Genomic DNA, 25839 nt, shown 5'->3' with positions numbered 1-25839 from the left:
GACGCCTAGGGGCGCGCAGCGACGACGGCGACCAGACCGCGCCAGTCGGGGTGGTAGTCCTCGTCGACGGCCGCACGGCTCTCCGAGTAGAAGGAGGCGACGCGCAACGCGAGGGACGGACTCAGCGCTCCGGACAGAGCCGTCAGGCTCTCGGCCGCGGCGAGGTCCGTGGCGGAGCCGAACCGGTGGTGCACCGTCCCCTCCCGCTGGTCGGCGAGGACCATGCTGTGCACGAGCGCCCCGCGGACCACCCCGAGCACGAGGTGCAGCCCGATGACGTCCGCTCCGCGTCCGAGCCGCGTGGCGGCCAACGCGAGGTCGAACCGCTGACTGTTGTCCGGAGGCTCCGGAGGAAGCTCGAGCGTCGCGCCTCGCGTCGCGAGGTCCACGCGGCGGCCGTCCGCGAGCACTGTCCGAACGTGCTGCACACCGTCGTCGAGGGTGCTCTGCCACGCCCACGGCTCACCTCCGAGGAGTGTCCGCGCGTCGACGTCCGCAACGAGATCGAGCTCGACGTCGAGGTCGCTCCACCGGTCCAGCTCGTCGGGCGTGAGGACGGAGCCGTACGGACGGACCGCGCCGACCGCCGGTGCCGTGCGGAGCCGCTCGAGGAGTGACTGCTGCCAGCGCATCACCGAACCCTCCGAGCGTCGGCGACCGCGAGGTGACGGACCAGGTCGGCCGGATCAGTGCACATGGCCTCGAACAGTCGGTAGAGCGTCTCCGAACGGTCAGCCGGCCCCACGGCGTAGCAGGACTTGCCGAGACCGTAGGCGATCCCGGTCTCGATGTGCGCCGCTGCTCCGGCAGGGAGGACGAGCACGAACCGGTCGGCGGAACGGAGCGCTGCGAGGTCCTGTTCGAAGAGACTCCGGATGCCAGGTTCACCGAGCCGTGCTGCGTCAGCGCCACCGGGCACTGCGAAGGCCAACGCCTCGTCGTCGTACTGCGCTCGAACGAAGCTGTAGCACTGCGCGCCTGCACCGTCGAGCGCATCCACGACCTCGGCGACCGCGTCCCGGTTCCGCCAACTCCCTGCGACGAAGAAGTCCATCAGGCGAAAGTACTCGTCGGTAGCGTGGTGGGATGGTGTACACCCCGCACGAGCCGTACCGGACGAGCATGATCGCCGTGGACGGTGGGGCATCCATCTTCCGCGAGGAATCGGGCACCGCGGACGGCGTTCCCGCGCTATGGCTCCACGGCGGGCCCGGAGGATCACTCGGCAGTGGCTGGTACCGCACGCACTTCGACCCCGCCCGCTACCGACTCGTGGGGATCGATCAGCGCGGAGCCGGGCGCAGCCGCACCCCGGAGGACGACCTCGCCGAGGCGCTGGTCCGGCAGACCACGCAGCAGCTCATCGACGACATCGAGGCGGTCCGCACCGCGCTCGGGATCGACACCTGGGTCGTCGCGGGCATCTCGTGGGGAACCACACTCGCCCTCGCGTACGCGCAACGGCACCCCGAACGTGTTCGCGCGCTCACGCTCGTGGCCGTCACCACGACCAGTCGCAGCGAGGTCGACTGGATCACGGAGGGCATCGGCCGCCTGTTCCCCGCGGAGTGGGACGAGTTCGAACGTGCGAGCCACCGGCGCCCCGACGAGCGCGTCGTGGACGCGTACGCCCGGCAACTCGCGTCGCCGGACGCCCGGGTCCGCGAAGCCGCGGCGGCGGCTTGGGATCATTGGGAGAACGTGCACGTCTCGCTCGACCATCCCGAGCTCCGTGGGCACGGACACCTCGGGCCGGCGCGACGCGAGTCGTTCGCACGGCTGGTGACGCACTACTGGAGCAACGATGCCTTCCTGCCCGGCGACCAAGCGGTCCTGGCACGCCTCGACCGGATCCGTCACATCCCCACCACGCTCGTGCACGGACGGCGCGACGTCAGCGGTCCTGTCGTGACGGCCTGGCGTCTCCACGCTGGCCTCCCGGAGAGCACGCTGACGATCGTGGAAGACGAAGGACACGGCGGTCCGGAGCAGAGCGACGTGCTCAGCCGAGCGCTCGACCAGCACGCCGACAGGACCTCGACCGCTCCGGAGGCGTCCGCCGTGATCTGACGACCGATCCGAGGATCCTGGAACCCCACCATCCGAAGCCGGAGGACCGCACACCCCCGCGCTTCCTACCGTCGACACATGACCAAGATCACCATCATCGGCGCCGGCGGCTTCGTCTTCCCCTTCCGCCTCATCGGCGACCTCGTCTCCTTCCCCGCCCTGCAGGACGCGACGTTGCACCTCATGGACCTCGACGCGGGCCGGGTCGCCCGCACCGCGACGGCCGCCCGCGAGCTCGTCGCCCACCACGGCCTCGGCGTCGAGGTCCTCGAGACCACGGACCGGCGTGCGGCCCTGGCGGGTGCGGACGTCGTCATCATCACGTTCCAGGTCGGCGGCGTCGAGTCGTACAAGTGGGATGTCGAGATCCCCCGCAAGTACGGCATCGACCAGGCGGTCGGCGACACCGTCGGCCCGGGTGGTGTCTTCCGCTTCCTGCGGTCGGTCCGCGCGTACGAGGACATCGCCCGCGACGCCCTCGAGCTCTGCCCGGACGCCCAGTTCATCAACTACGCGAACCCGATGGCGATGGCCACGGCGTTCCTCAACGCGAAGGGGCTCCGGACGGTGGGGCTCTGCCACAGCGTGCAGGGCACGACCCGCATGCTGGCGCGCACGCTCGGCGTGCCGTACGACGAGGTCGAGTTCGTCAGCGCCGGCATCAACCACCAGGCGTGGATCCTCGAGTTCACGCGCCGCAACGGCGAGGACCTGTACCCGCGTCTGCGCGAGGTGATGACGGCGAAGCACCAGCGGGGCGTCGCGGCGTCCGACCTGCACGACGACGACGGCGACCACAGCGAGGCGGCTGCCGCGGCGAGCAACTACGAGGGCGGCAACGAGCAGGTCCGCACCCAGTTGATGCGCTCGTTCGGGTACTTCGAGACCGAGTCGAGCCACCACGCCAGCGAGTACGTGCCGTACTTCCGCAAGGACCCGGAGACGGTGCTCGAGTACATCCCGGAGCGCTGGGACTACTACGAGATCTGCCTGGCGCACGACGAGCAGGGCGACGTGGACACGCAGCTCGAGAAGCTCAAGGCCGACCTGACGCCGAGCGTCGAGTACGGCGCGAGCATCGTGAACGCGATCGTGACGGGTGTGCCCGCGGTGGTCTACGGCAACGTGCCGAACGCCACGGGCGTCATCCAGAACCTGCCGTCCGACGCCTGCGTCGAGGTCGCGTGCCTGGTCGACGGCAAGGGGGTGCAGCCGACGTCGTTCGGTGAACTCCCGCCACAGCTCGCCGCGATCAACCGCACGAACACGAACGTGCAGACCCTGGCGGTGCGCGCTGCGCTGACGGGCGACGTCGAGCACGTCCACCACGCGGTGGCGCTCGACCCGCTGACGGCGGCGCACCTGACGCTCGACCGCATCGCCGAGATGACCGACGAGCTCCTGCACGCCCACGCGGCGCTGCTCCCCGAGTCGCTGCGTCCGGCGGACGCGGTCACCGCAGCACCGGTGGCCGACCGGGAGGCCCGCCCCGCGCTCGTCTGAACCGTCGCGCCCGACGTGGGGTCGGGTCCAGGACGCGACCCCCCGTCGGACGCGAGGCACGCCGTGTGCGCACCCCGCGCCTCCCGGCCGACCTGAACGGCACCACGACCTCAAAGGAGAGGACCATGCCGACCCGACCATCCCCCCAGCTCGCCAGACGGGGGTTCCTCGCCCTCGCCGGCATCTCGCTGACCGGCGCGCTGGCTGCGTGCGCCGGCGGCGGCACGACCGGCCGCGGCGGGACGAAACACATCCGCCTGTCCACCTGGAACATCCCGACGGACATCACGAGCTACCAGGCGATCGCCGACGAGTTCGTCGCGGCGCACCCCGGCACGAGCGTCGCCGTCGAGGTGACCACCGGGCAGTTCCACCAGTGGTTCATCACCCGGCTCGCCGCCGACCTGGCGCCAGACGTCATCCGGATCACCCCGCAGCAGATCGGCCGGTACGCCGCGAACGGCAGCCTCGTCGACATCTCGGGGTCCGTCCCGGCGGACTACCGGCAGGACTACAGCGACCCGTTCTGGGCGATCGGCGCGCGGGACGACGGCGTGTACGGCGTGTTCCAGCACACCGACAACTTCATCACCTACTACAACCGCGACGTCATGGAGCAGATCGGCGTCACGCCACCGCAGGCGCTGGCCGACGCGTGGACGTGGGACGAGTTCCTCGACGTCGCGAAGGAGGTCAAGCAGGTCACCGGCAAGTACGCGTTCGGGTACGGCTGGTCGTCGCCCGAGACGGCGTACCGGTGGCTGCCGCTGGTCCACCAGAACGGCGGCGCGTTCCTCGGCGAGGACGGCGCAACCCCGTCGATGGACACCCCGGAGGCGATCGACGCCTTGGCCTTCGGCCGGAAGTGGTACGCCGAGGGACTCGCCACCACGGGCAACCTCAGCAAGAGCGGCGGCGGTGACGTCTCGCGGAACCTGTTCCTGACCGGGCAGATCGGCATGATGCTCAACAACCCGGAGTCGATCACGCAGCTCGACACCGACATGCCGGACAACTGGGGTACTGCCCCGATGATCCGGAACGTCGGCGAGGCGAGCGACCTGGGCGGCAACGCCCTGGCCGTCACGAAGTCGAGCAAGCACCCGGAGCTCGCGGCCGAGCTCGTGGCGATGATCACGTCACGGTCGAAGATGCAGCAGTTCTGCCACGACGGCAACTGGCTGCCCGCCCGGAAGTCCCTCGACGCGAAGGACATCGGGTACGCCGCGAACACCGACACGATGCAGCGGTTCATCGACCAGGGGACGACGATCCCGCTCTCGATGGTGAAGGCCGAGAGCGGCGAGTACTTCAGCTCGCTCAACGCGGTGTTCGCCGACTACCTCGACCTCTGCCTGCTCGGGCAGCTGAGCCCGAAAGAGGCCTCGAACCAGATGATGGAGGCGATGCGCAGTGTCACTGCGAACTGAGACCGCGCCGGTCCGCACGACGGCGTCCACCGCCCCTCCGACCGGCGGACTCCCCGCGGGCGGCGGTGCCCGCCGAAGCCGGGGCCGCTTCGTCCCGTACGTGTTCATCGGCCCCGCGGCGCTGCTGTTCCTCGGCTTCTCGCTCGTCCCGATCATCACGGCGATCGCGCTGAGCTTCCAGGACTCCAGCACCTCGCTCGGCGACGGCACCTGGGTCGGCGGGAAGAACTTCGTCGACATGGGCACCGACCCACTCATCGGCACGGCGCTGCGGAACACGCTCGTGTTCACGCTCGGCACCGTGCCGACCTCGATGGCGATCGGGCTCGCCTTGGCGGTCGCCCTGAACCGACCGCTGCCCGGGCGCTCGGTGTTCCGCGCCCTGTTCTTCGTGCCGATGGTCGCCGCCGGCGTCGTGGTGGGCGTCATCATGTCGTGGATCTTCAACGGCGACTACGGCGTCGTGAACAACCTGCTCGAGGCGCTCGGGATGGGGCGCGTGCCCTGGCTCACTGCTCCGGGGTGGGCGATGGCGACCCTGGTGGTCGTCGTGGTCTGGACCCGGATCGGCTTCTGCATGGTGATCTACCTCGGCGCGCTGCAGTCCGTGCCCGCCGAGCTCAAGGAGGCCGCCGCGATCGACGGCGCCTCGCGCTGGGTGCGGTTCCGGACCATCACGTGGCCGCTGCTCCGCCCGACGACGTCGATCCTGCTCATCCTGAACGTCGTGTTCTCGTTGCAGGCTTTCGACGTCATCTACGTGATGACCGGCGGTGGACCCGGCTTCTCGACGACCGTGCTGATCCAGTACGTGTTCCGGTCCGCGTTCATCGATGCCCGGATGGGCTACGCCGCGGCGCTCGGACTGGTGCTCGTCGCGATCCTGCTCGTGTTCACGCTGCTCCGGCAGCGCGCCAACCGCAAGGCGGAGGAGATGCTCTGATGGCCGTACTCGATGTCCGTGGTCCCCGCCGCCGTCCGGCTGGAGCCCGCTCCCGGCGCCGGCCTGGTCGCTGGGTGCTCGTCGCCGGGCTCACCGCCCTGGCCATCCTGATGGTGTTCCCGCTGTACTGGATGGTCGTCTCGGCACTCACCCCCGGCGGGCAGTCGCAGAGCGGGACGTTCTCGCTGTTCCCGACCCGGCCGACGTTCGAGAACTACACGCAGGTGTTCAGCACGCAGCCGGTCTGGCGGTGGCTCGGCAACTCGGCGCTCATCACCAGCGTCGGCACCGCGTTGAGCGTCGTCGTCTCGCTGATGGCCGGGTACGCCCTCGCCAAGTTCCGGTTCATGGGCCGGGGGCTGCTCTACTCGGCGTTCCTCGTCACGATCATGATCCCGATCCAAGTCACCCTGGTGCCGAGCTTCCTGGTCGTCGCGAAGATCGGCCTGGTCGACTCCCCCTGGGCGGTGATCCTGCCGACCGTGTTCGACGTCGTCGGGATCTTCATCGCCCGGCAGTTCATGCTCGGGGTGCCGGACGCCCTGATGGAGGCCGCTCGGCTCGACGGCGCCGGCGAGTTCCAGACGTTCTTCCGGGTGGTGCTGCCCTCGTGCGGCCCCCTGGTCGGTGTGCTCGTGATCCTCGGCTTCATGACCCGGTGGAACGACTTCCTCTGGCCGCTCGTCGTGCTGCAGGGCAACGAGAACCTGACCGTGCCGGTGGCCCTGTCGACGCTGACGAACAACCCCGCGTTCAGTTCGCCGTGGGGTGCCGTGATGGCCATCGCGACCGTGACCGTGCTGCCGCTGCTCGTGGTGTTCCTGGCGTTCCAACGACAGTTCGTGCAGGGCATCGCGTCGACCGGCATCAAGTAGCGCGGCGACGGCGGCGCGGGCGGGCGGGCGGCGTACCTGGCCGAATCGGGCGTACCTGGTCGGTTCTTTCGACCAGCTACGCCCGGTTCCGCGTACCAGCGCAGTGGCCATGGGAAAGAAACGACGGGAGGCACGGTGCCAGCTGGCACCGTGCCTCCCGTCCGTCGTCCGCGTCAGCGGATGATCGAGATGTTGTCCGCCTGCGGGCCCTTCTTGCCGGGGCCCACGTCGTACTGCACGTGGTCGTTCTCCTCGAGCGACCGGTAGCCGGTCGTCGCGATGATGCTGGAGAAGTGGGCGAACAGGTCCTCGGACCCGTCGTCGGGGTGGATGAAGCCGTACCCCTTGGCGTGGTCGAACCACTTCACGGTGCCGGTCGGCATGGTCGACAGCACGGCGTCAGTGGATGCGCAGTTGCGCGACCATCGGGCAGGCGAACGGGTCACGGGCAGCGAGCCCGACCCGGTTCAGGTACCGGACGACGATGCCGTAGGAGCGCAGCAGGGTGGTCTCGGTGTAGGGCACGTCGAGCGTGTCGCAGTGGTCGCGGACGAGCAGGCGGGCCTGCTTCAGCGCCGGACGGGGCATCGACGGGAACAGGTGGTGCTCGACCTGGTAGTTCAGGCCGCCCATCAGGAACGAGACCCACCAGCCGCCGCGGATGTTGCGCGACGTCCGGACCTGACGCGAGAAGAAGTCGACCTTGGCGTCGTGCGCGATGGTCGGCATGCCCTTGTGGTTCGGGGCGAACGAGGCACCCATCATGACGCCGAACACGGCGAGCTGCACACCGAGGAACGCGCAGGCCATGCCGAACGGCAGGAACCAGAACACGACCGTCAGGTAGATGCCGAAGCGGGCGACGAGCAGCGCGGCCTCGAGCCAGCGGTGCTTCACGTCGGCCTTGGTGCCGTTGCCGGTGACGATGCTCTGCACGGCGTACCGGTGCAGGTTCAGGCCCTCGAGCGTCAGCAGGGGGAAGAACAGCCAGCCCTGGAACCGCATGAACGTCGTCATGAGCGGCCCCTTCACCGCGGCGGCGTCCTCCGGCAGGAACCGGATGCCGTCGGGCGAGATGTCGGGGTCCTTGCCGACGGTGTTCGGGTTGCCGTGGTGGCGGGTGTGCTTGTTCATCCACCACGAGTAGCTGAGGCCGACCATGAACGTGCCGAGCCAGCGGCCGGCGTGGTCGTTCCACTTCTGCGAGGCGAAGACCTGACGGTGCGCGGCTTCGTGCGACAGGAATGCGAACTGCGTGAACAGCACACCGAGCGCGCCGGCCACGATGAGCTGGAACCAGGTGTCGCCGAGGAACGCGAACGCGACCCACGCGAGGGCGAAGGTGACGATGAGTGTGCCGAACAGCGACCAGTAGAACCCGGTGCGGCGGCGGAGGAGTCCGTTCTCCTTCACCTGCGCGAGCAGAGCGGAGTAGGTCGAGGTGCCCTTGGGGCTTCCTGTTCCTGGACAAGTACGTGTGTAGCCCGGAGCGAGCGGAGTGGTGGTCAAGTGGACCGACCTTCCTGACGGACCGGCCCTTCAGCCGGTTCGAGAGAGTTCACGCGATTGCGCTTGTCGCGACCCTAGGGCCTGAAGTTGCGTTTCCACCTGACAATCAGCCGCCCGCTACGGTGATCGGATGGGCAAGGTCACGCTGCAGGACGTCGCCGTGCACGCCGGCGTCTCGATGAAGACCGTGTCCAACGTCGTGCGCGGCTACCAGCACGTCAGTCCGCCGATGCGCGACCGGGTGCAGGCCGCCATCGACGAGCTCGGGTACCGCCCGAACGTCTCCGGTCGGTCGCTCGCCACCGGCCGGTCGAACATGCTCGCCTTCGCGTTCCCCGACCTGCGTCGGCCCTACTTCGCCGAACTCGCGCACGTGTTCTCCCGCGTCTGTGCGCAACGCGGCTACCAGCTGCTGCTCGAGGAGACGCTCGGCGAGGCCGACGGCGAGCGCTCCGCCGTGCGCGGTCGCGAGGCCGGGGTGGTCGACGGCGTCGTCATCCACCCCCAGGTGATGACCCCGGAGGCGATCGACCGGATCCGCGGCGACACCGCCGTGGTGTTCCTCGGCGAGGACGTCCGTCCCCAGCACTCCGACCAGGTGGTCATCGACAACGCGGCCGCGGCGGCGCAGGCGGTCGCCCACCTGGTCGCGCTCGGCCGCCGACGCATCGGTTTCTTCGGGCACGAGACCGGGCCGGAGTCCAGCACCTCCGGCCTGCGGCTCGACGGCTACCGGGCCGGACTCGCAGCCGCCGGCCTGCCGGTCGACGACGCGCTCCTGGTTCCCCGCGAGGTCGGTGACGCCGCAGGTGCCGAGACCGCGTTCGGTCGAGCGCTCGACGCCGGACTCCGGGTCGACGCACTGCTCTGCCGCGACGACCTCGCCGCCCTCGGGGTCCTGCGCGCGATGCGGTTGCGCGGACTCGACGCCCCGCGGGACATCGCGGTGGTCGGGTGGGACGCGATGGGACTCGGGTCGAGCCTGGTGCCGAGCCTGACGTCGGTCGCGCCGGACACCGTCGCGCTGGCGGACACCGCCCTCGACCTGCTGCTCGAGCGGATGGACGGCTCTGAGGTGCCGGGCCGCCTGGTCACGGTCGGGCACCGGCTGCTGGTGGGCGAGAGCGCGCCGTTCCCGGATGGTTCGGTCGACCGCGGGCAGGCGCAGGGCCGAGTCTCGGCCTGAGCGACACTCCTCGTGGCGATCCGCCCGAGAAGTGTCGCCCAGCGCGAGTCTCGAGGCCGCTCAGCGCTCGCCCGGGTGCACGCTTCCCAGCAGCTCGACGACGACGGCACGCAGCGTCTCGGGCAGGTCGACGGTCCCGAGCTCGACGATCCGGTCGGCGCGCGGCAGGTCCTTCGACACGATCTCCCACGCGGTGAGCTTCTCCGCGTTGCCGGCCTGCGCGCGTTCGAGGGCTCGCCGGACGGCCTCGCGGGGGTCGACGCCGACCACCGGCGATCCGGTCAACGTGACCGCTCCGCCCGCAGTCGAGTCCACGGTCAGGTCGACCGAGAACCGGTCCTCGCCACGAGCGGACACGATCTGCCCGTCCGCGGGGGCGGCGAGGAACGTGATCCGCCAGTCGCGACGGGCCGGGACGACGTCGACCGCGCCCGTGGTGGCGTGCACGCGGAACTCGGCGAGCGCCGCGTCCCACGTCAGTCGGGTCTCGGCACCGCGGCCGGCGTCGCTGGCGGGGTCCTCCTGGTCCTCGACCAGGGTGAACGAGCCGGAGGCACCGGGGGCGACGAGGACCTCGAACGCGGTCGGGTTCGCGGTGGCGTCGAGTTGGTCTTCGGCGGCGAGGGGCAGCAACCCGCCCTCGCGCAGCAGCACGGGCACGGTGTCGAGGGTGCGGTGCAGGTCGACGAACCGGTCGCCGGAGTACACGGTGCCGGTGAACACGTCGGTCCAGGTCCCCGGCGGCAACCAGGACCGTGCGGTCCCGTGCAAGGTGACGGGGTCGCGCGGTTCGACGATCGGGGCAACGAGCAGTTCTGACCCGAAGGCGTACGTGTTCGGCACCCGGTACGCCTCGTCGCGCCGTGGTTCCAGGTGGTACAGCGGGCGGACGAGCGCGGTGCCCTCGGCGGTCCGGTGGTTCATGGTGTGCAGGTACGGCACCAGGCGGTGGCGGAAGCGCAGGGCCTCCCCCATCGCGGTGCGTGCCTCGGCCGGGAACACCCACGGTTCCTTGCGGATGAACGGGTTGTTGGCGGAGTGCAGGCGCATGATCGGTGAGAACACCCCGAACTGCACCCAGCGCGTGGCGAGTTCGTCGTCGCGGACGCCGCGGGTGTGGCCGCCGATGTCGTGGCTCCACCAGGGGTAGCCGATGTTCGCGGAGGTGGCGGTGAACTCGGGCTGGAACGCCAGCGACGCCCAGGACACGACGGCGTCGCCGGAGAACCCGACGGCGTAGCGCTGGCTGCCGGGGCCGGCGTAGCGCGAGAAGGTCATCCCCTGGTCCCCCGAGCGCGCCGAGTCGAGCAGGTGGAAGTGGTTGAGCAGCCAGAGCGGGTCGACGCCGGGCAGACCGCTCTCGCTGCCCTGCTGCCAGTCGATCCACCAGAAGTCGACGCCCTGCGCTTCGAGCGGTCGGTGCAGCTGGTCGAAGTACACCTGCAGGAACCGCCGGTCGGTCGGGTCGAACGGGATCGGCTGCTCGGTCGCCGGGTCGATCCCCATCGCCTCGGCCACCGCGGGGTAGGCGTCCTCGAACGCCCGGACGCCGTCGGCGGGGTGCAGGTTGAGCGTCGTGTGCATCCCCCGCCGGTGCAGTTCAGCCAGGAAGGCCTGCGGGTCGGGGAAGAGCGACGGCTCCCACGAGTAGCCGGTCCAGCCGTCACCGAACTGCGGCGGTACGGAGTCGACGCGGTGCCAGTCCATGTCGATGACCGCGACCGAGAACGGCAGGCGTTCCGCGGCGAACCGGTCCATGAGCTCCAGGTACGAGGTGTCGCTGTACGGGTGGTAGCGGCTCCACCAGTTGCCGAGCGCCCACCGGGGCAGGCGCGTGGGGGCGCCGGACACCTGGTGGAAGGCGCGGAGGGCTGCGGCGAAGTCGCGGCCGTGGGCGAACACCGTGACGTCGCGGCGGCCGGGGACGCGCGTGCCGATCCAGCCGTCGTCCTCGAACAGGAACGACTCGCTGTCGTCCAGCGCGGTGATGCCGTCGCGGGCCAGGATGCCGGGTTCGAGCACCATCCGGCCGTCGACGTCGTCGAGGGTGCGGCCGGTGCCGCCGAGGTCGCGAGGCTCCTGCCCCCAGCGCCAGCGGTTCGCGTCCGGGCCGATGGTCTCGACGACCAGGCCGCTCGGGCTGAACGGACGGCCGTCGTACCGGAGCCGGGCCCGTTCGGTGGTGACGACGAGGCCACCTTCGCCGACGCGCTCCACGGTGAACCCCGGCACCGGCAACCGCCGCCGGATCGCGAACGTCGAGGCGCGGTCCTCGAACCCGCCGTCGTCGCTCCACTCGATGCGGTACGTGCCGGCGTCCAGCACCGTGATCCGCCAGTGCTCGCCGGTGACGACGGCGGCCGGGTCGGCGACCGGGTCGGATCCGGGGAACGGCCGGATGGTCGGGAGTGTGGTGGTCGTCATGGTCACGTCGTACCCCTCAGCTCTTGACCGCGCCCTGCGTCACGCCGCTGATGACCCAGCGCTGCGCGAACAGGTAGACGATGATCGTCGGCGCCATGGCCATCAGGTACGAGGCGAAGGCGACGTTGTAGTTCGTGCCGAACTGGCTCTGGAAGATGTTCTGCACCACGGGCAGGGTCTGCAGGGTCGGGTCGGCGGTGATGAGCGACGGCATCATGAAGTCGTTCCACGACGCCAGGAACGCGAAGATCCCGACGGTGGCGTTCATCGGTCCGAGCAGCGGCAGGATGATCCGCCAGAAGATCTGCCACGTCGAGGCGCCGTCGATGCGGGCGCTCTCCTCGAGCTCGACCGGGATCGACCGCAGGTACGCCGAGTAGAGCAGCACGCTGAACGACAGTTGGAACATGGCGTGCAGGATGCCGACGCCGATCGGGTTGTCGAGGCCCATCTGGGCGGTCAGCTTGATCTGCGGCAGTGCGACGACCGGGAACGGCAGGAACATCGCCGCCAGCAGGTAGACGAACGACCACCGGAAGAACCGCTTGTGCCAGTTCCGGACGATCGCGTACGAGGCGAACGAGCTGAGCAGCAGGGTCGCGACGACGGTGAGCGCTGCGACGCCGAGCGACACCGAGAACGAGACGGGGAAGCGCGTGAGCTCCCAGGCGGACGCGAACGAGCCGGGGTTGAACGGGAACGGCAACGACAGGGCGTTGCCGTCGACGGACTGTTCGCTCGTCTTGAACGCCATGGCGACGGTGACGTACAGCGGGATGAGGACCGTCAGCGCGGCCAGTCCGAGCACGACGGTCAGGGTCCAGTTCGTGCCGCCGAGGCGTCGCCGGTGCCCGCGGCCCGGTCGTCGCGCGTCGCCGGTGGTCACCGCGCGGGTGTCGGTGGGTGGGCGGGTGTCGATGGCGGTCATGCGAGTCGCAGGTTCCTTCCGCGGGTCGCCGCGAGCTGCAGCACGGAGATGAGGACGGTGATGATGAAGAACACGGTCGCGTTCGCCATCTGGTAGGCGTAGTCGCCCCCGGTGAAGCCGCCGAAGATGGTCATCGCGACGCTGCTCGTCGCGCTGCCCGGGCCGCCGTTCGTCAGGCCGACGATGACGTCGTAGGCGCCGAGGTAGCCCTTCACACCGAGCACGGTGTTGATGACGATGAAGCCGCCGAGCAGCGGGAGCGTGATCGCGCGGAGCTGCTTCCAGCCGGTCGCGCCGTCGAGGGAGCTCGCTTCGTACAGCTCCTCGGGGATCGAGGTGAGCCCGGCGGTGTAGATGAGGAGGGCGCCGGGCACGGTCTGCCAGGCGGAGACGATCACGATCGCGACCCAGGCCAGGTTCGGGTCGCCGAGGATGCTCTGCTCCAGCGGTCCGAACCCGACGCTCGTGGCCAGTGCCGGCACGGTGTTCGAGAACAGGAAGTTGAACACGTAGGCGACGATGATCCCGGAGATCACCATCGGGATCACGAAGATCGACCGGAGTCCGGCGGCGAACCGGATCTTCTTCGCCAGCGCGATCGCCAGTGCCAGCGCGATGACCTGCGTGACGATCACGGTGACGACGGCGAACCCGAGGGTGAAGCCGTACGAGGCGAGGATCGCCGGGTCGGACACGAGCGCGCGGTAGTTCTCGAGCCCGAGGAAGTCCCACCGCCCGAAGCCGAGGTAGTCGGTGAAGCTGTAGAAGATGCCGACGCAGGCGGGTGCGACGACGAAGGCCGTGAACGCGATGAGGGCGGGCACGAGGAACAGGTAGTACATGCCCTCGGTCCGACGGAGGGAACCCGGGCGACGCGAACGGGCGACGGACGTCGCCGGGTCGGTGTCGCGGGAGAGCGGGGTCTGCATGGTCATGGTGGCTCCTGGAGTCCTGGTCCGGCTCAGACCGTCGCCGAACGGCCGGCGAGACGCCGCCAGTCCGAGTCGAGCCGCTGCAGCATCGAGGTGAAGTCCCCGCTCCGGATCGCCGACTGCAGGTAGTTGCCGAGCGGGATCGAGGTGGGGATGAAGGTGCCGGCGCCCTGGTAGAACGCGGCGTCGTCGACGTACTGCTGCAGCCCGGCGAGTCGCTCGTCCTGCTGCGGTGGCGCGTCCTTGGTCGGCGAGTACGCCAGGTTGTCGCGGTTGTACGCGTCGATGACCTCGGGCTGCATGAGGAACTCGACGAGCTCCTTCGCCTCGTCCGGGTGCTGCGACGCGGTCGGGATCCACAGGCCGAGGTCGATGTTCACCCGCGCCTGCCGGTCGCCGGGATCGTTCGACACCGGCAGCGCGAACGTCCCGACCTCGAGGTCCTCGTCGACCAGCGCGATCTGTCCGAGCGCCCACGGCCCCTGCAGGTACATCGCGGCCTCGCCCTTGCCGAACGCCAGGTTCCCGTCGGCGTAGGCACGGGTGGCGTGGTCGGGGTTGAAGAACGTCGAGATGGTCTTCGCACGCTCCATCGGCACCGCGAAGTCCTTCTCGAACGACACCGCGGAGTCCGGGCCGACGTCGGTGCCGAGTGCCTTCATCTTCGTGAAGAACGACCCGGTGTCGACCAGGCTGCCCACGGAGTAGTCGAACAGCCCCTGCCACAGCGTCCAGGTGTCGCGGTCCGTCGCGTAGATCGGGGTGATGTCGGCCTTCCGGAGTGTCCGGCACACCTCGACGAACTCGTCCCACGTCGTCGGTACGGGCAGGTCGTGGTCGGCGAAGATCCGCTTGTTGTAGATGACCCCGGCGGCGGCGAGCGAGTACGGCAGCACGCTCGTGCGGTCCTCGAACTTCGCGTACTGGTTCGTCAGGGTGTCGATGTCCGGTCGGACCCGTGCCGCCGACGGCAGGTCTCCGAGGTCGCTGAGCACGCCGCGGGAGATGTAGCGCGCGAGTTCCAGGTTGTCGTTGAAGCAGCCGACGTCGGCCGGCTCACCGCGGACGAACTGCGGCGCGATGGCCGTCGTGCTGTCGTGCACCACGGACAGCCCGGAGTGCCCCTTCTCGAAGCGCCGCAGGAGCGCGTCGAAGTAGGCGATGACCTCCTGCTTCTGCTCGTAGAAGCGCAGCGTCGTCGCACCCCCTGCGGCTGCGCGCGGTGCTGCGCACCCCGCGAGCGCCATCGTGCCGAGCGCAATCCCGCCAGCGGCTCCGGCGAGAAACCCCCGCCGGCTCACGGCCGCGCCGATCGTTCCGGTCCTGCTTCCCACCATCGGGCAACTCCCTCGTGCGCGTCGTCGCGCACGTCCTGTTTACAGCGCTGTAAAACAGAAGTCAACGTTGTAATCGCACCTGACGGGGTGAACGCGACCACAAAGCGGACGGGAGGCGCGGGTCGACCCCGCCCCGCGCCTCCCGTCCGATCGCGGCCGACGCCACCACCGCGCGCACCGCGCGCACGCCGCCATCCGGTGCGACACGCCTGAGCGAACGCACAGAGCCGCCGCCGGGCACCATGGAATGCATGCCAAGCACCACCTCCGCTCCCCCGCCCAGCCCAGGAACGACGACCTCGGAGGTCCGGCGGTGGGTGTTCTGGCCCGCCGCCGTCCTCGTGCTCGGGTTCGTGGCGTTCACGCTGGTCTCGCCGTCGAGTGCCGAGGCGATGTTCGTCGGCCTGCAGGACGGCATCGTCCGGAACTTCAGCTGGTACTACGTGCTCATCGCGGCGTTCTTCGTCGGCTTCTCGGTGTTCGTCGGCTTCAGCAAGTTCGGCGACATCAAGCTCGGCAAGGACCAGGACGAACCGGAGTTCACGACGGGCTCGTGGTTCTCGTTGCTCTTCGCCGCCGGCATGGGCATCGGCCTCGTCTTCTACGGCGTCTCCGAGCCCCTCAGTCACTTCGCCTCACCGCGCCCCGGCGTCACCGGCACCGAGAGCGAGCTCGCGCAGCAGGCCCTCACCCAGACGTTCCTGCACTGGGGACTCCACGCCTGGGCGATCTACGTGGTGCTCGGGCTCGCGCTCGCGTACGCCATCCACCGCCGAGGGCGTCCGGTGTCGATCCGCTGGGCGCTCGAGCCGCTGCTCGGCAACCGTGTGCGCGGCGGGTGGGGCAACCTCATCGACGTCCTCGCCCTGGTCGGCACGGTCTTCGGCGTCGCGACCTCGCTCGGCCTCGGGGTGATCCAGATCGGCGCCGGGCTCGAGAACGCGGGCATCGCCGACAGCGGCATCGTCAGCCAGATCGTCATCATCGCCGCGATCACCGCCGTCACCATCGTCTCGCTCGTCACCGGGGTGGCGAAGGGCATGAAGATCCTGTCGAACTTCAACCTGCTGCTCGCCGCCGCGCTGCTGCTGTTCGTGCTCATCGTCGGCCCGACCCAGTTCCTGCTCCGCGACTTCGTGCAGTCGATCGGTTCGTACCTGCAGAACGTCGTCGGTCTGTCCTTCAACGTCACCGCGCAGCAGGGTGCCGAGGGTGAGGCCTGGCAGGGCGCCTGGACCACCTTCTACTGGGGCTGGTGGATGTCGTGGGCGCCGTTCGTCGGTGTCTTCATCGCGCGCATCTCGAAGGGCCGCACGGTCCGCCAGTTCGTCTTCGGTGTCCTGCTCGTGCCGACCGTGCTCACGTTCCTGTGGTTCGCGGTCCTCGGCGGAGCGGCGATCCACCGCGAGACCGACGGCTCCGGCGGCCTGGTCGGCGCGGACGGTTCCGTCGACGTCGAGGGCTCGCTCTTCACGTTGCTCGGTGACCTGCCCGCCGGCACCGTCCTGGTGTTCGGCGCGATCCTGCTCATCGGCGTGTTCTTCGTCACCTCGTCGGACTCCGGCGCCCTGGTCATGGCGATGATCGCGTCCGGCGGCGACATCGAGCCGAAGAACTGGCTGCGGGTGTTCTTCGCGTTCGTCTCCGCCCTGCTCGCCGTCGCACTGCTGCTGAGCGGCGGACTGGACGCCCTGAAGACCGCGGCCATCACCACGGCGTTGCCCTTCAGCGTCGTGCTGCTGCTCACCTGCTGGTCGACGATCATCGCCTTCACCCGCGAGCGGCGGGCGTACGACAAGGCCGAGCGCGAGGTCCTGCTCGAACACGTCGGCGCCTACTACGGGCTCGAGGTCGAAGGGCCGTCGGAGCGCGCACCGCGGTCGGCCTTCGGTCGGCCTTGGGCAGCCGTCAAGAAGCGCGTGCGCGGCGGGCAGGTGCCACACTCCGCCACGACGGCCGTCGACGACTTCCCGATCCGGACGCAGACGGTGGCACCCGACCCCGCGGTCGACGCGAGCCTCGATGACGCGCCGGCTGCGGAGAGCGCGTCGCGCCCGACGGACGGATGACGACCGAGTCAGAGGTGCTTCTCCATGCAGTAGCTCGTCGGGTCGTCGGCGTACGGCCCGAACCGCGGGATCTGCCGGTACCCGAGCTTCTCGTACAGGGCGATCGCCGCGACCTGCGGCAAGCCCGTCTCCAGTTGCATCGTCGAGATGCCCCCGGCCAGCGCATGCGCTTCGAGCGCCTGGAGCAGGGCACGGCCGACGCCGAGTCCTCGAGCCTCGTCGGTGACGAACATGCGCTTGACCTCGCCGGATCCGTCGCGCCGATCGACCAGTGCCGCCGTACCGACGGCCACGTCACCGACGCGAGCGACGAACAACGAGACCCCGTCGGACTCCAGAGCGTCGACGTCCAGGCCGTGGTAGTTCTCGGCCGGGTACAGAGCCAGGGCGAAGGCGTCCCCCTGGCGGAGCAGGCTGAGGACGTCGTCGCTGCGAGGGCTCTCGATCTGGATGGAAGGCACGGCCGATTGTACGAGTTCAGTCGGCCACTGGGCGTCGTCCCGCCGAGGATTGGAACCGCACCAGGTACCCGTCCGGGTCCTGCACGAGGAACTGGTCCACGCCGGCCTGCTCGCTCCCGACGTCGTACCACTTCGTCTCGGGCTGCATGAAGAGTTCGATCCCGGCACGGAGCAGGGTGGCGGCCAGTGCGCGGCTGTCGGGCACGGTGACCTGGAAGTTCACGCCTCGGCCGAGCGGGCGCTCGAGCGGACCGGTGATCCAGTTCCGACCGACCCCGGCTTGTTCGAACATGATGTGGGCGGGGCCGAGGGCGACGTACGCGAAGCGCTCCTCGGGCCGCGAGTAGCGGATCTCGAAGCCGCACCGGCCGCACCAGAACACGAGGCTCCGGTCCAGGTCGGCGACGAGGAGTTCGGGGACGAGTGCGGGCTCGGGGACGAGTGCGGGCTCGGGAGGCATGCTCACCGGAACAGGTCGAGGTGCGGTGTTGCACCGGGATCGGCCATCTGCGCTTCGGTCTCGCGTACCAGCTCGTCCACGCGAGCTCCCCACTTGCGCATGAAGACCACGCGGACGATGCCGATGACGGCCCACAACGCTGCCACGACCCCGCGCCCGATGCCCGCCGGGTCTCCCTGCAAGACCTCCGGCACGGCGAGCGCGGCCCACAGGATGCCCAGGCTGATCCAGACCCACCCGGTGACCGCGCCCTGCGACGTCTGGCGGCGCAGGAAGCGCCTCCGGATCACGACCGGGACACCGGTCGGGTCGGCTCCACCGCGCAGCCACCGGTTCATCGCCCGGTACGAGCCGTAGCCGCCGAAGCGCGACCAGCTGCCCAGGATGAGCGCGAAGCCACCTGCGGCGAGGACGGCCACGACGACGAGGACGACCGTCTGGGACATCTCCGGGAAGTGGAGGCCGACCAGCATGAGCCACAGCCCCACGAACACAGCAGGGGTGCCGAGGAGCTGCGCCCACCCGATGGCGTCGAGTTGTCTGATGCTCACCATTGCACTCTACGCACGCCCACTACCGCCGTCAGATGCCGGGACAGGAATACGTCGATGCGGCGTCGTGCGAGGATTCGTCGACCACGTCGACGAAGGGCCAGATCATGACCACCGCGCGCACGTTCCACCTGATCAGCACGCTGCTGCTGGCCGTCGGGTTCCTCGGCGTCGGCGCGCTGATGTTCGACGTCTACTACGGACCGGAGGGTGGGGGTGCCAACATCGGCCTCGGGCTCGTGATGCCACTGTGCCTCGGCTCCGGCGTGGTCGGCATCGCGATGGGGATCGCGGCCCTCGTGACGACTTGGCGGACCACCCGCGCCGCACGCTCGCACCAGCCACGCCCGGGGCACCTCCCCGAGGTTCCATGACATGCCGCGTGGACGTCGCCGAGGTTCCACGGGCAGGCTCCGCGGCGCGTGAGATGCCCGGATTTTGGAACCTCGAGCGCGCTCACCAGCCCGGCACGGCCACCCGCACCGCGCTGATCCGCCCCGCACGCGTCTGCGCCGTCGTCGCCGGGTCGCAGCTGTCCGCCGTCGCCAGGTAGAGCGTGCGGCCGTCCTCGCCCCCGAGCGCGCAGTCGATCGCGCACAGCCCGGGTGCGTCGATCCGGTCCGTGACCTCGCCGCCCTCGAGGACCCGGAGGAACTCGCCCGTGTCGACGGAGCAGACCCAGACGGCGCCGTCGCGGTCGACCGTGCTGCCGTCCGGCGTCACGCCCCCGGGCAGCGCTGCCCACTCGCGCCGTCCGGTCAGCGAACCATCGGGCTCGATGTCGAACGCGGTGAGCCGGCCGCCCCACGTCTCACTCACCACCAGGGTCCGGGTGCCGGGCAGGACGTTCGCGCTGTTCGGGAACACCAGCCCCTCGGCGGCGAGACGGAACGAGCCGTCCTGCTCGATCACGTACAGCGGTCCGGGGCGGAGCTCCTCGCCGCCGTAGAGGTCGTAGCCGAAGGCCCCGATGTAGGTCCGACCGGTCGCCTCGTCGACGACCAGGTCGTTCAGGAGCGACGACTCCTGGACGGACAGGTCAGCGAACACCGACGCCTCTCCACGGTCGTCGACGGCGACGACCGTGCGGGACTCCATCGAACTGACGATGAGCCGGCCGTCGGCGAGCCACCCGAGCCCCGACGACTGCCCGTCGACCGTGGCCTCGAGTCGGGGACCGTCGGTCGAGCCGGGGTCCACCGAGAAGACCTCGCCGGTGTGCATGTCCGAGTACCAGAGCCGCCCGTCGTGCCAGCGGTTGCCCTCCGGGAAGCGGATGCCGGAGATGACGATGTCGGTCGCAGAATCCAGGGTGATGTGCACGGATCCACCCTGCCAGCCGGACCCCCGCGCCACCCGATGGTCTGGCACGATCGACCCATGCCCCTCGACGGAACTCCCCTGGAACGGCTCGGCTTCCTGACGATCGGGTCGTTCGACCCCGGCCGGCCATCGCAGGGCCACGAGGACACGCTCCGGGTCATCGAGCGCGCGGAGGCGCTCGGCTTCGACAGCGCGTGGCTGCGCCACCGGCACCTGCAGCACGGCATCTCCTCCCCCGTCGCGGTGATGGCCGCCGCGTCGCAACGGACCTCGCGGATCGACCTCGGCACCGCCGTCACGCCGATCGGCGCCGAGAACCCGTTCCGGCTCGCCGAGGACCTCGGCACCGTCGACGTGCTGCTGGGTGGGCGGCTGAACCCCGGCTTCTCGGTCGGCACCCCGATGAACTTCGACCTGTACCGCGAGGCGCTCTACCCCGACACCGCCGAGCACGAGGACCTCGGCAACGACCGACTCCTGCGCTTCCGTGACCTCGTGCGCGGAGAAGCGGTGACCGGAACCGGGACCGGAACCGGCACCGTCGAACGCCGCGGGATCGAGGAGTTCGCGAGCACCGTCCAGCCCCACAGCGCTGGCCTGTCCGACCGCATCTGGTACGGCACCGGCAGCACGAAGTCGGCGGTCTGGGCCGGCGAGAACGGCTTCCACCTGCTGACGTCGAGCGTCACCCGCAGCGAGAACGGCACGGACTTCGCCACCAACCAGCGGGCCCAGATCGACGCCTACCTGGACGTCCACCCTGACCGCAGCGCTGCGCGCGTCTCGCAGGGGCTGGTCGTCATCCCGACCGACACGGCGACCCGCGAGCAAGAGGCCCGCTACCGCGCCTACGTCGACAGCCGCTCGGGGCGCGTGGGCAAGCCGATGGGGCCCGCCGGGATGCTCTTCGCCGCCGACCTCGTGGGGACCTCGGCCGAGATCGCGGACCGGTTGCGCGCCGACGCCGGCTACCAGGCGGTCACCGAGGTCGCCTTCGCGCTGCCGTTCTCGTTCGAGCCGGACGACTACGCGCAGATCACCACGGACATCGCGGAGCACCTGGGACCGCAACTCGGCTGGGCGCCGCGCCCCGCGGCCTGAGAGCGGCGCCAGACCACCGGACGGGAGGCACATGGCCAGCTCTCGCCGTGCCTCCCGTCCGCCTCGGGGTCGCGCCCAGGGCGCGTGATCAGTCCTGCTGGTCCGCCTCCACCGCATCCCGCAACCGGTCGAGCACGTCCGGCACGGCCGAGCGCACCCGGCTCCAGCTCGGGATGAACGGCTTGTCGTCCGGGCGCGCGCTGAAGGCGCCGCCGGCGTCGAGGATCGCCTTGGTGAAGAGCTCGACCGCCGCTTCCTCGGCGTGCTGGTCGAAGCCGAGGCCGCTCATCTCCGCTTCGTGCCGGTAGACCTCGACGATGTCCAAGGCGTTCCGGTAGTACGTCGCCTTGAGCACTCGGAACGAGTCCGAGGTGAGCGGCACGCCCATCGTCGCGAGCTTCCGCAGCAGCGACTGCACGATGTCGTTGCCCATCCGTGCGAGTCCGCCGGTGCCGTCGGCCTCGGCGAGGGGCTGGTGCTTGTGGTCGTACGCGTCGGCGATCTCCACCTGGCACACCTGCCGCGTGGCGTAGTCGCGGTAGACCTCGGACAGCATGCCGATCTCGAGGCCCCAGTCCCCCGGGATCTTCAACCCGTTCAGCACGTGCGCGCGCATCGCGAACTCGCCGGACAGCGGGTAGCGGAAGCTGCTGAGGTACTCCAGGTACTCGGACTCCCCGTAGACCTGGCGGAGCGACCGGAGCAGCGGGCCGACGAGCAGCCGCCCCACGCGACCGTTGATCCGGCCGTCCGCGACGCGGGCGTAGAAGCCCTTCGAGAACTCGTAGTCGAACGCCGGGTTCGCCACCGGGTAGAACAGCCGCGCGAGCATGCCCCGCTCGTACGTGGTGATGTCGCAGTCGTGCAGCGCGATGCACTCCGCCCGCTCCGACGCGAGCGCGTAACCGGTGCAGTACCAGACGTTCCGGCCCTTGCCCGGCTCCCCCGGTGCCAGCCCCTCGCGCTCCAGCTCGGCGTCGAGTTCCCGCAGGCGCGGCCCGTCGTTCCACAGGATGCGGTGCCGCTGCGGCAGCCGAGCGAAGAACTCCCGCGCGTGCTCGAACTGCGAGCGGTCGGCGCGGTCCAGGCCGATCACGATCTCGCTGAGCCAGTCGGCCTCGGCCAGCTCGTCGACGATCCGCGACAGCGCCGGACGCTCGAGCTCCGAGTACAGCGCCGGCAGGATCAGGCTCATCGGCCGCTTCTCGGCGAACCCTCGCAGGTCCTCCTCGATGCTCGCGGTGCTGCGGCGGCCGAGGTCGTGGAACGTCGTGATGACGCCGTTCTGGTGGAAGTCGCTCATCGGTGGCTCCTGACGGACGGGGTGGTGAATCGGGTGAGGCCCTCGGCCCAGCCCTGCGGGCCGGGGGCGGTCGTGCGGTGGACACGCTCGGGGCGGTCGTCGGCGAGCGGCCCGGGTGCCGGGCCGTGGCCGCGCACGACGACCGCCAGGTCGACGGCGTCGAGCAGCGCGGTGTCGTTCGGGCCGTCGCCGAGCCCGATGGTGCGCGGGACGGTGCCGGTGCGGCGTGTGTGGTCGGCGACGAGCAGGCGGACCGCGGTGCCCTTGTCGCGCCCGGCCGGCAGCACGTGCCAGAAGCGGCCACCGCGGACGAGCTCGAGGCCGGCTGCGGCGAGCGCCGTGCGGAACGCGTCCGCCCGGTCGTCGTCCTCGGCGTGCCAGAGCAGGACCTCGGAGGCTTCGCGCCGCCGGGCATCACCGGCTGCATCGAGGTCGAGGCCGGTCCAGGCGGCGACGACCTCGTCGGTCACACCGCCGAAGGTCGCGAAGTGCAGGTCCAGGTCCGCACGGGTGCGGTCGAGGGCTGCGCGGAGACGCGCGAGATCGGCGCCCGCCGCTCCGGCGCCGGCGTCGGCGATCCCGTTGCCGTCGGGTCCCACGACGATCGCGCCGTTCTCCGCGACGAACGCCTGCCCGTCCAGACCGGTCCGCCGCTGCAGGGCGGTGATCTCGGCCCGGGTCTTGCTGCTGCAGAACACCACCGGCACACCGTCCGCGCGCAGCCGCTCGAGCATCGGCAGGGCAGCGTCGAACGAGTAGTCGTGGTGGTCGAGGAACGTCCCGTCGAGGTCCGTGACGACCATCAGGTCGGGTGGTGGCATCGTGCTCCGCTCGCGGCTGGCTGGGCTGCGGGCGACTATGCCCCGGACCACCCTGCCATGTGCGGGAGTCCGGTTGGTGAACAGGGGCGGCTCGGTTCCGTGGTGCGCGCTACGCGCCCGGTCGCTACAGTCGTGGTGGGGCGCCGGGGACCAGGCGCAAGGGGGAACACCGTGGGGGAAGTCCAGTACGACGACGCGGCAGCCGATCTGCTCGCGCAGGCAGTGTCCAACGCTGCTTCAACTCTGCGTGTCCAAGGCGGCGCTCCGCGCGCCGCCGCTCCGATCGAACGAATGCAGCAGGGCGACCTACACGCCTGGCAGGTCCGCCACGACGAACGCACCCGAGCAGCCGCCCCGTCGGACTTCCTCCGGCGGCCGGGACTCCGAGGCGTCGCCCGCCCCAGCATCGGTGTCGGCGTCATGCTGACTGCGGCGCTCCTCGTGTCCGGTTGCAGCAACGCCCCTGGAGGCAACGCAGTGGACCCGTCCGAGGCGAAGAAGTCGATCGTCGACGCCGTCAAGGAGTCGACCGACGCCGTCGGCGGCGAGTGGACGGTGTACCGCGGCCCCGCTGCCGAGGTGTGCACCCAGTCGGGCGGTGGGGACGGCGCCCGTTTTGTGTACGTCCTGGAGCGGAGCCGCACCGACGGCACCGATCCTGCGGCCGACATCCGTACGGTCGAGGAGCTTTGGAAGTCCAAGGGGATCACGACGAAGCGGTTCGAGAGCGGCGGTTCAGACCCGCTCACCGGCATCCGGGGCGCGGACGGGCCCGTCACCTCCATCGGATTCAACGCGTACCCGCAGCGGTACAGCATCACCGGAGTCTCGGAGTGCTCCGACGGGGATGTGCAGGACCTGCGGAGTGCGGAGTGAGGCCGGCGTCATGATGATCCGGCACGCGACCGTTGACGACGCGGAGTCCATCGCCCACGTCCACACCACGTCCTGGCGTGAGACGTACGGCCGGTTCGTGGACGACCCGGCCACCAACCCGTGGTTCGACGTCGAGCGACGGATCACGATGTGGCGATCGAACCTGGAACACGAGACCTTCGCGACCCTGATCGCCGAGGGCGAGATCGGGATCATCGGCTTCGCCGCGGCACACGTCGTGACCGAACCCGATGCGGTCCGGCCGGAAGAGCTCAGCATGCTCTACGTGCTGGCGTGCGCTCACGGGAGCGGTGCTGGCCAGGCACTCCTGGACGCCGTCCTCGAGGGCCGTCCGGCTTCGCTCTGGGTCGCGGCCGACAACCCGCGAGCGCACTCGTTCTACCGCCGGAACGGCTTCGTCGCCGACGGCGCGACGTCGAGCTTCGGCCCGATCGGGACGACCGTCCGGCTCGTCCGCTGATCGCCTGGTGACACCGGCCGGGACGGGAGGCCCGGTGCCAGGTAGCACCGGGCCTCCTGTCCCGCTCGTGGGGACGTCTACCGAGACACGCCGTCCAGAGATCCGTCCTGGCGCCCGGCTGCGCGTTCGATCGGCGAAGGATCGCCGAGCAGTCGTCGGGTCCAGTCCGCGAGGGCCGCGGTCGCGGTCCTCGAGATGGCGGCGTCGGGCACCATGCTCGTGAACCCGTGGAAGGCACCGGGCCAGACGTGGAGCTCCGCGTCGACCCCCGCTGCCCAGAGGCGGCTCGCGAAGGCGACGTCCTCGTCGCGGAAGACCTCAGCACTGCCGCAGTCGATGTAGGTGCGCGGCAGCGCCGACAGGTCTGCAGCACGAGCCGGAGCGGCGTACTCCGAGACGTCAGGGGTGGCGCGGCGTGGTCCGAGGTACGCGTCCCACGCGAAACGGTTCATCTGGCGGTCGGCGACCCCGACGCCGTCGATCTGCTGGGTCGAGACGGTGTCGTCACGGTCGTCGAGCATGGGTGACACCAGGATCTGCGCCATCAGGTCGGGACCCTGCCGGTCACGGGCGAGCAGGGCCGTCCCCACGGCGAGTCCACCGCCGGCGCTCTGCCCCGCGATGACGATCCGTGCCGGGTCGATGCCGAGCTCGTCGGCGTGCGCCGCCACCCAGACGAGACCGGCGTAGCAGTCCTCCACCGGGTACGGATCGGGGTACTCGGGTGCGAGGCGGTAGTCGACGCTGACGAGGACCACGTCGTGGTCGAGCAGCCAGTCGTCGAACGATTCGAGGTTCCCGAGGTGGTGGCCGAACATCATGCCGCCGCCGTGGATCGAGTAGACGGCCGCGGTCGCACCGGTCGCACCGGTGCGCTCGACGCGGTCGATGATCGCGAGGTCGATGGGATCGCCGTGGTACCCCGGAACCGTGACGTTCCGCCGCTGGTACCCGCGGGAACGCAGGCGCTCGTCGACCACGTCCTCGGGCACATCGAGCTGCCGCATGCGGGGCAACATCTCAGCGGTGAGGGTGAACGGACCGCGGGCCTCGAGCGCCGCCAGGAAGGTCGCGAGTTCGGGGTCGAACGGAGGACGGATGATGGTGTCGGACACGGGCACACTCCTTCGATGAAGAAGTGACGACTCCCGTGAGACGCGTGTGCGGTCCCGTCTGCCGGAGCAGCGCGGGATTTTTTCCCTCTGCCGACGACAGTAGTGCACGCGACGCTCCGGAGCGCGCACCGCACTGTGCAA

Annotated in this window: 26 protein-coding genes; 11 read left to right on the top strand and 15 right to left on the bottom strand. The window is 70.1% G+C overall.

Going from position 1 to position 25839, the window contains the following annotated elements:
- Positions 1-5: 5 nt before the first annotated feature.
- Together DEJ14_RS06625 and DEJ14_RS06620 are read right to left on the bottom strand one after the other, a co-directional pair.
- Positions 6-632, bottom strand: a complete 627-nt coding sequence (locus DEJ14_RS06625) for a hypothetical protein (protein WP_111086698.1) — start codon at positions 630-632, stop codon at positions 6-8.
- Positions 632-1054 (bottom strand): hypothetical protein, encoded by a 423-nt coding sequence (locus DEJ14_RS06620; protein ID WP_111086699.1) that lies wholly within the window; start codon positions 1052-1054, stop codon positions 632-634. The genes DEJ14_RS06625 and DEJ14_RS06620 overlap by 1 nt, the downstream gene beginning before the upstream one ends.
- Before the next feature lie 32 nt (positions 1055-1086).
- Here DEJ14_RS06620 and DEJ14_RS06615 point away from each other — a divergent pair, with 32 nt between their 5' ends.
- From DEJ14_RS06615 to DEJ14_RS06595, 5 genes are all read left to right on the top strand, one after another.
- Positions 1087-2070, top strand: a complete 984-nt coding sequence (locus DEJ14_RS06615) for an alpha/beta fold hydrolase (RefSeq protein ID WP_111086700.1) — start codon at positions 1087-1089, stop codon at positions 2068-2070.
- 78 nt (positions 2071-2148) lie between these two features.
- A complete protein-coding gene (melA, locus tag DEJ14_RS06610; RefSeq protein ID WP_111086701.1) occupies positions 2149-3573 on the top strand; it encodes an alpha-galactosidase in 1425 nt (474 codons plus the stop codon).
- 125 nt (positions 3574-3698) lie between these two features.
- On the top strand, positions 3699-5003 hold the full coding sequence (locus DEJ14_RS06605) for an ABC transporter substrate-binding protein (RefSeq protein ID WP_258373380.1): 1305 nt from the start codon (positions 3699-3701) through the stop codon (positions 5001-5003).
- A complete protein-coding gene (locus DEJ14_RS06600; protein ID WP_111086702.1) occupies positions 4987-5946 on the top strand; it encodes a carbohydrate ABC transporter permease in 960 nt (319 codons plus the stop codon). Before DEJ14_RS06605 ends, DEJ14_RS06600 begins: the two co-directional genes overlap by 17 nt.
- Complete coding sequence (locus tag DEJ14_RS06595; protein WP_071252441.1) at positions 5946-6821, top strand: carbohydrate ABC transporter permease; 876 nt, start codon at positions 5946-5948, stop codon at positions 6819-6821. Before DEJ14_RS06600 ends, DEJ14_RS06595 begins: the two co-directional genes overlap by 1 nt.
- 173 nt (positions 6822-6994) lie before the next feature.
- On the opposite strand, the gene DEJ14_RS06590 is transcribed toward DEJ14_RS06595, so the two are convergent.
- Together DEJ14_RS06590 and DEJ14_RS06585 are read right to left on the bottom strand one after the other, a co-directional pair.
- Positions 6995-7204 carry a cold-shock protein gene (locus DEJ14_RS06590; protein WP_111086735.1) on the bottom strand — a complete coding sequence of 70 codons (210 nt, stop codon included), beginning with the start codon at positions 7202-7204 and terminating at the stop codon, positions 6995-6997.
- A 16-nt stretch (positions 7205-7220) separates the two neighbouring features.
- Entirely contained in the window at positions 7221-8330 is a 1110-nt protein-coding gene (locus DEJ14_RS06585) for a fatty acid desaturase family protein (RefSeq protein ID WP_111086704.1), read from the bottom strand.
- Positions 8331-8460: 130 nt separating this feature from the next.
- Between DEJ14_RS06585 and DEJ14_RS06580 the strand changes: the two genes are divergently transcribed.
- Positions 8461-9516, top strand: coding sequence for a LacI family DNA-binding transcriptional regulator (locus DEJ14_RS06580; protein ID WP_111086705.1), 1056 nt, complete (start codon positions 8461-8463; stop codon positions 9514-9516).
- A 60-nt stretch (positions 9517-9576) separates the two neighbouring features.
- Here the strand turns inward: DEJ14_RS06580 and DEJ14_RS06575 are convergent, their stop codons facing one another.
- From DEJ14_RS06575 to DEJ14_RS06560, 4 genes are read right to left on the bottom strand one after another with little or no spacing between them, the layout of a single operon-like run.
- Positions 9577-11940: a glycoside hydrolase family 31 protein gene (locus DEJ14_RS06575; RefSeq protein WP_111086706.1), complete on the bottom strand. Its 2364-nt coding sequence runs from the start codon at positions 11938-11940 to the stop codon at positions 9577-9579.
- Positions 11941-11956: 16 nt separating this feature from the next.
- Complete coding sequence (locus DEJ14_RS06570) at positions 11957-12868, bottom strand: carbohydrate ABC transporter permease (RefSeq protein ID WP_111086707.1); 912 nt, start codon at positions 12866-12868, stop codon at positions 11957-11959.
- Complete coding sequence (locus tag DEJ14_RS06565) at positions 12865-13803, bottom strand: carbohydrate ABC transporter permease (protein ID WP_111086708.1); 939 nt, start codon at positions 13801-13803, stop codon at positions 12865-12867. The genes DEJ14_RS06570 and DEJ14_RS06565 overlap by 4 nt, the downstream gene beginning before the upstream one ends.
- Positions 13804-13829: 26 nt before the next feature.
- Complete coding sequence (locus DEJ14_RS06560; RefSeq protein ID WP_284180436.1) at positions 13830-15137, bottom strand: ABC transporter substrate-binding protein; 1308 nt, start codon at positions 15135-15137, stop codon at positions 13830-13832.
- Between the two features lie 251 nt (positions 15138-15388).
- Between DEJ14_RS06560 and DEJ14_RS06555 the strand changes: the two genes are divergently transcribed.
- A complete protein-coding gene (locus DEJ14_RS06555) occupies positions 15389-17206 on the top strand; it encodes a BCCT family transporter (protein WP_258373381.1) in 1818 nt (605 codons plus the stop codon).
- An 8-nt stretch (positions 17207-17214) separates the two neighbouring features.
- Here DEJ14_RS06555 and DEJ14_RS06550 read toward each other — a convergent pair whose 3' ends face one another.
- From DEJ14_RS06550 to DEJ14_RS06540, 3 genes are read right to left on the bottom strand one after another with little or no spacing between them, the layout of a single operon-like run.
- On the bottom strand, positions 17215-17667 hold the full coding sequence (locus DEJ14_RS06550) for a GNAT family N-acetyltransferase (RefSeq protein ID WP_111086711.1): 453 nt from the start codon (positions 17665-17667) through the stop codon (positions 17215-17217).
- Between the two features lie 16 nt (positions 17668-17683).
- Entirely contained in the window at positions 17684-18127 is a 444-nt protein-coding gene (locus tag DEJ14_RS06545; protein ID WP_111086712.1) for a bleomycin resistance protein, read from the bottom strand.
- A 2-nt stretch (positions 18128-18129) separates the two neighbouring features.
- Complete coding sequence (locus DEJ14_RS06540) at positions 18130-18678, bottom strand: hypothetical protein (protein ID WP_146249837.1); 549 nt, start codon at positions 18676-18678, stop codon at positions 18130-18132.
- 35 nt (positions 18679-18713) lie between these two features.
- On the opposite strand from DEJ14_RS06540, the gene DEJ14_RS06535 reads away from it, so the two are divergent.
- The gene (locus DEJ14_RS06535; RefSeq protein WP_111086714.1) at positions 18714-19052 is read left to right on the top strand and encodes a hypothetical protein; all 339 of its coding nucleotides are present in this window, start codon (positions 18714-18716) and stop codon (positions 19050-19052) included.
- A gap of 82 nt (positions 19053-19134) precedes the next feature.
- On the opposite strand, the gene DEJ14_RS06530 is transcribed toward DEJ14_RS06535, so the two are convergent.
- Positions 19135-20001, bottom strand: a complete 867-nt coding sequence (locus DEJ14_RS06530) for an SMP-30/gluconolactonase/LRE family protein (protein ID WP_181437653.1) — start codon at positions 19999-20001, stop codon at positions 19135-19137.
- Between the two features lie 57 nt (positions 20002-20058).
- Here DEJ14_RS06530 and DEJ14_RS06525 point away from each other — a divergent pair, with 57 nt between their 5' ends.
- The gene (locus DEJ14_RS06525; protein ID WP_111086715.1) at positions 20059-21102 is read left to right on the top strand and encodes an LLM class flavin-dependent oxidoreductase; all 1044 of its coding nucleotides are present in this window, start codon (positions 20059-20061) and stop codon (positions 21100-21102) included.
- An 88-nt stretch (positions 21103-21190) separates the two neighbouring features.
- Here DEJ14_RS06525 and DEJ14_RS06520 read toward each other — a convergent pair whose 3' ends face one another.
- Both DEJ14_RS06520 and DEJ14_RS06515 read right to left on the bottom strand, forming a co-directional pair.
- A complete protein-coding gene (locus DEJ14_RS06520; RefSeq protein WP_111086716.1) occupies positions 21191-22405 on the bottom strand; it encodes a glycosyltransferase family protein in 1215 nt (404 codons plus the stop codon).
- On the bottom strand, positions 22402-23226 hold the full coding sequence (locus DEJ14_RS06515) for an HAD-IIB family hydrolase (RefSeq protein ID WP_111086717.1): 825 nt from the start codon (positions 23224-23226) through the stop codon (positions 22402-22404). The genes DEJ14_RS06520 and DEJ14_RS06515 overlap by 4 nt, the downstream gene beginning before the upstream one ends.
- Positions 23227-23397: 171 nt before the next feature.
- On the opposite strand from DEJ14_RS06515, the gene DEJ14_RS06510 reads away from it, so the two are divergent.
- Together DEJ14_RS06510 and DEJ14_RS06505 are read left to right on the top strand one after the other, a co-directional pair.
- Positions 23398-24102, top strand: coding sequence for a hypothetical protein (locus tag DEJ14_RS06510; RefSeq protein ID WP_284180435.1), 705 nt, complete (start codon positions 23398-23400; stop codon positions 24100-24102).
- A gap of 10 nt (positions 24103-24112) precedes the next feature.
- Positions 24113-24583 (top strand): GNAT family N-acetyltransferase, encoded by a 471-nt coding sequence (locus DEJ14_RS06505; protein WP_181437654.1) that lies wholly within the window; start codon positions 24113-24115, stop codon positions 24581-24583.
- Positions 24584-24660: 77 nt separating this feature from the next.
- On the opposite strand, the gene DEJ14_RS06500 is transcribed toward DEJ14_RS06505, so the two are convergent.
- Positions 24661-25698: an alpha/beta hydrolase gene (locus tag DEJ14_RS06500; protein WP_111086738.1), complete on the bottom strand. Its 1038-nt coding sequence runs from the start codon at positions 25696-25698 to the stop codon at positions 24661-24663.
- Positions 25699-25839: the final 141 nt, after the last annotated feature.

The sequence above is a fragment of the Curtobacterium sp. MCJR17_020 genome, assembly GCF_003234365.2.
Classification (GTDB): Bacteria; Actinomycetota; Actinomycetes; order Actinomycetales; family Microbacteriaceae; genus Curtobacterium.
Note: the sequence above shows the minus strand (reverse complement) of the source record. Positions and strands in the feature narration are given on the sequence as shown.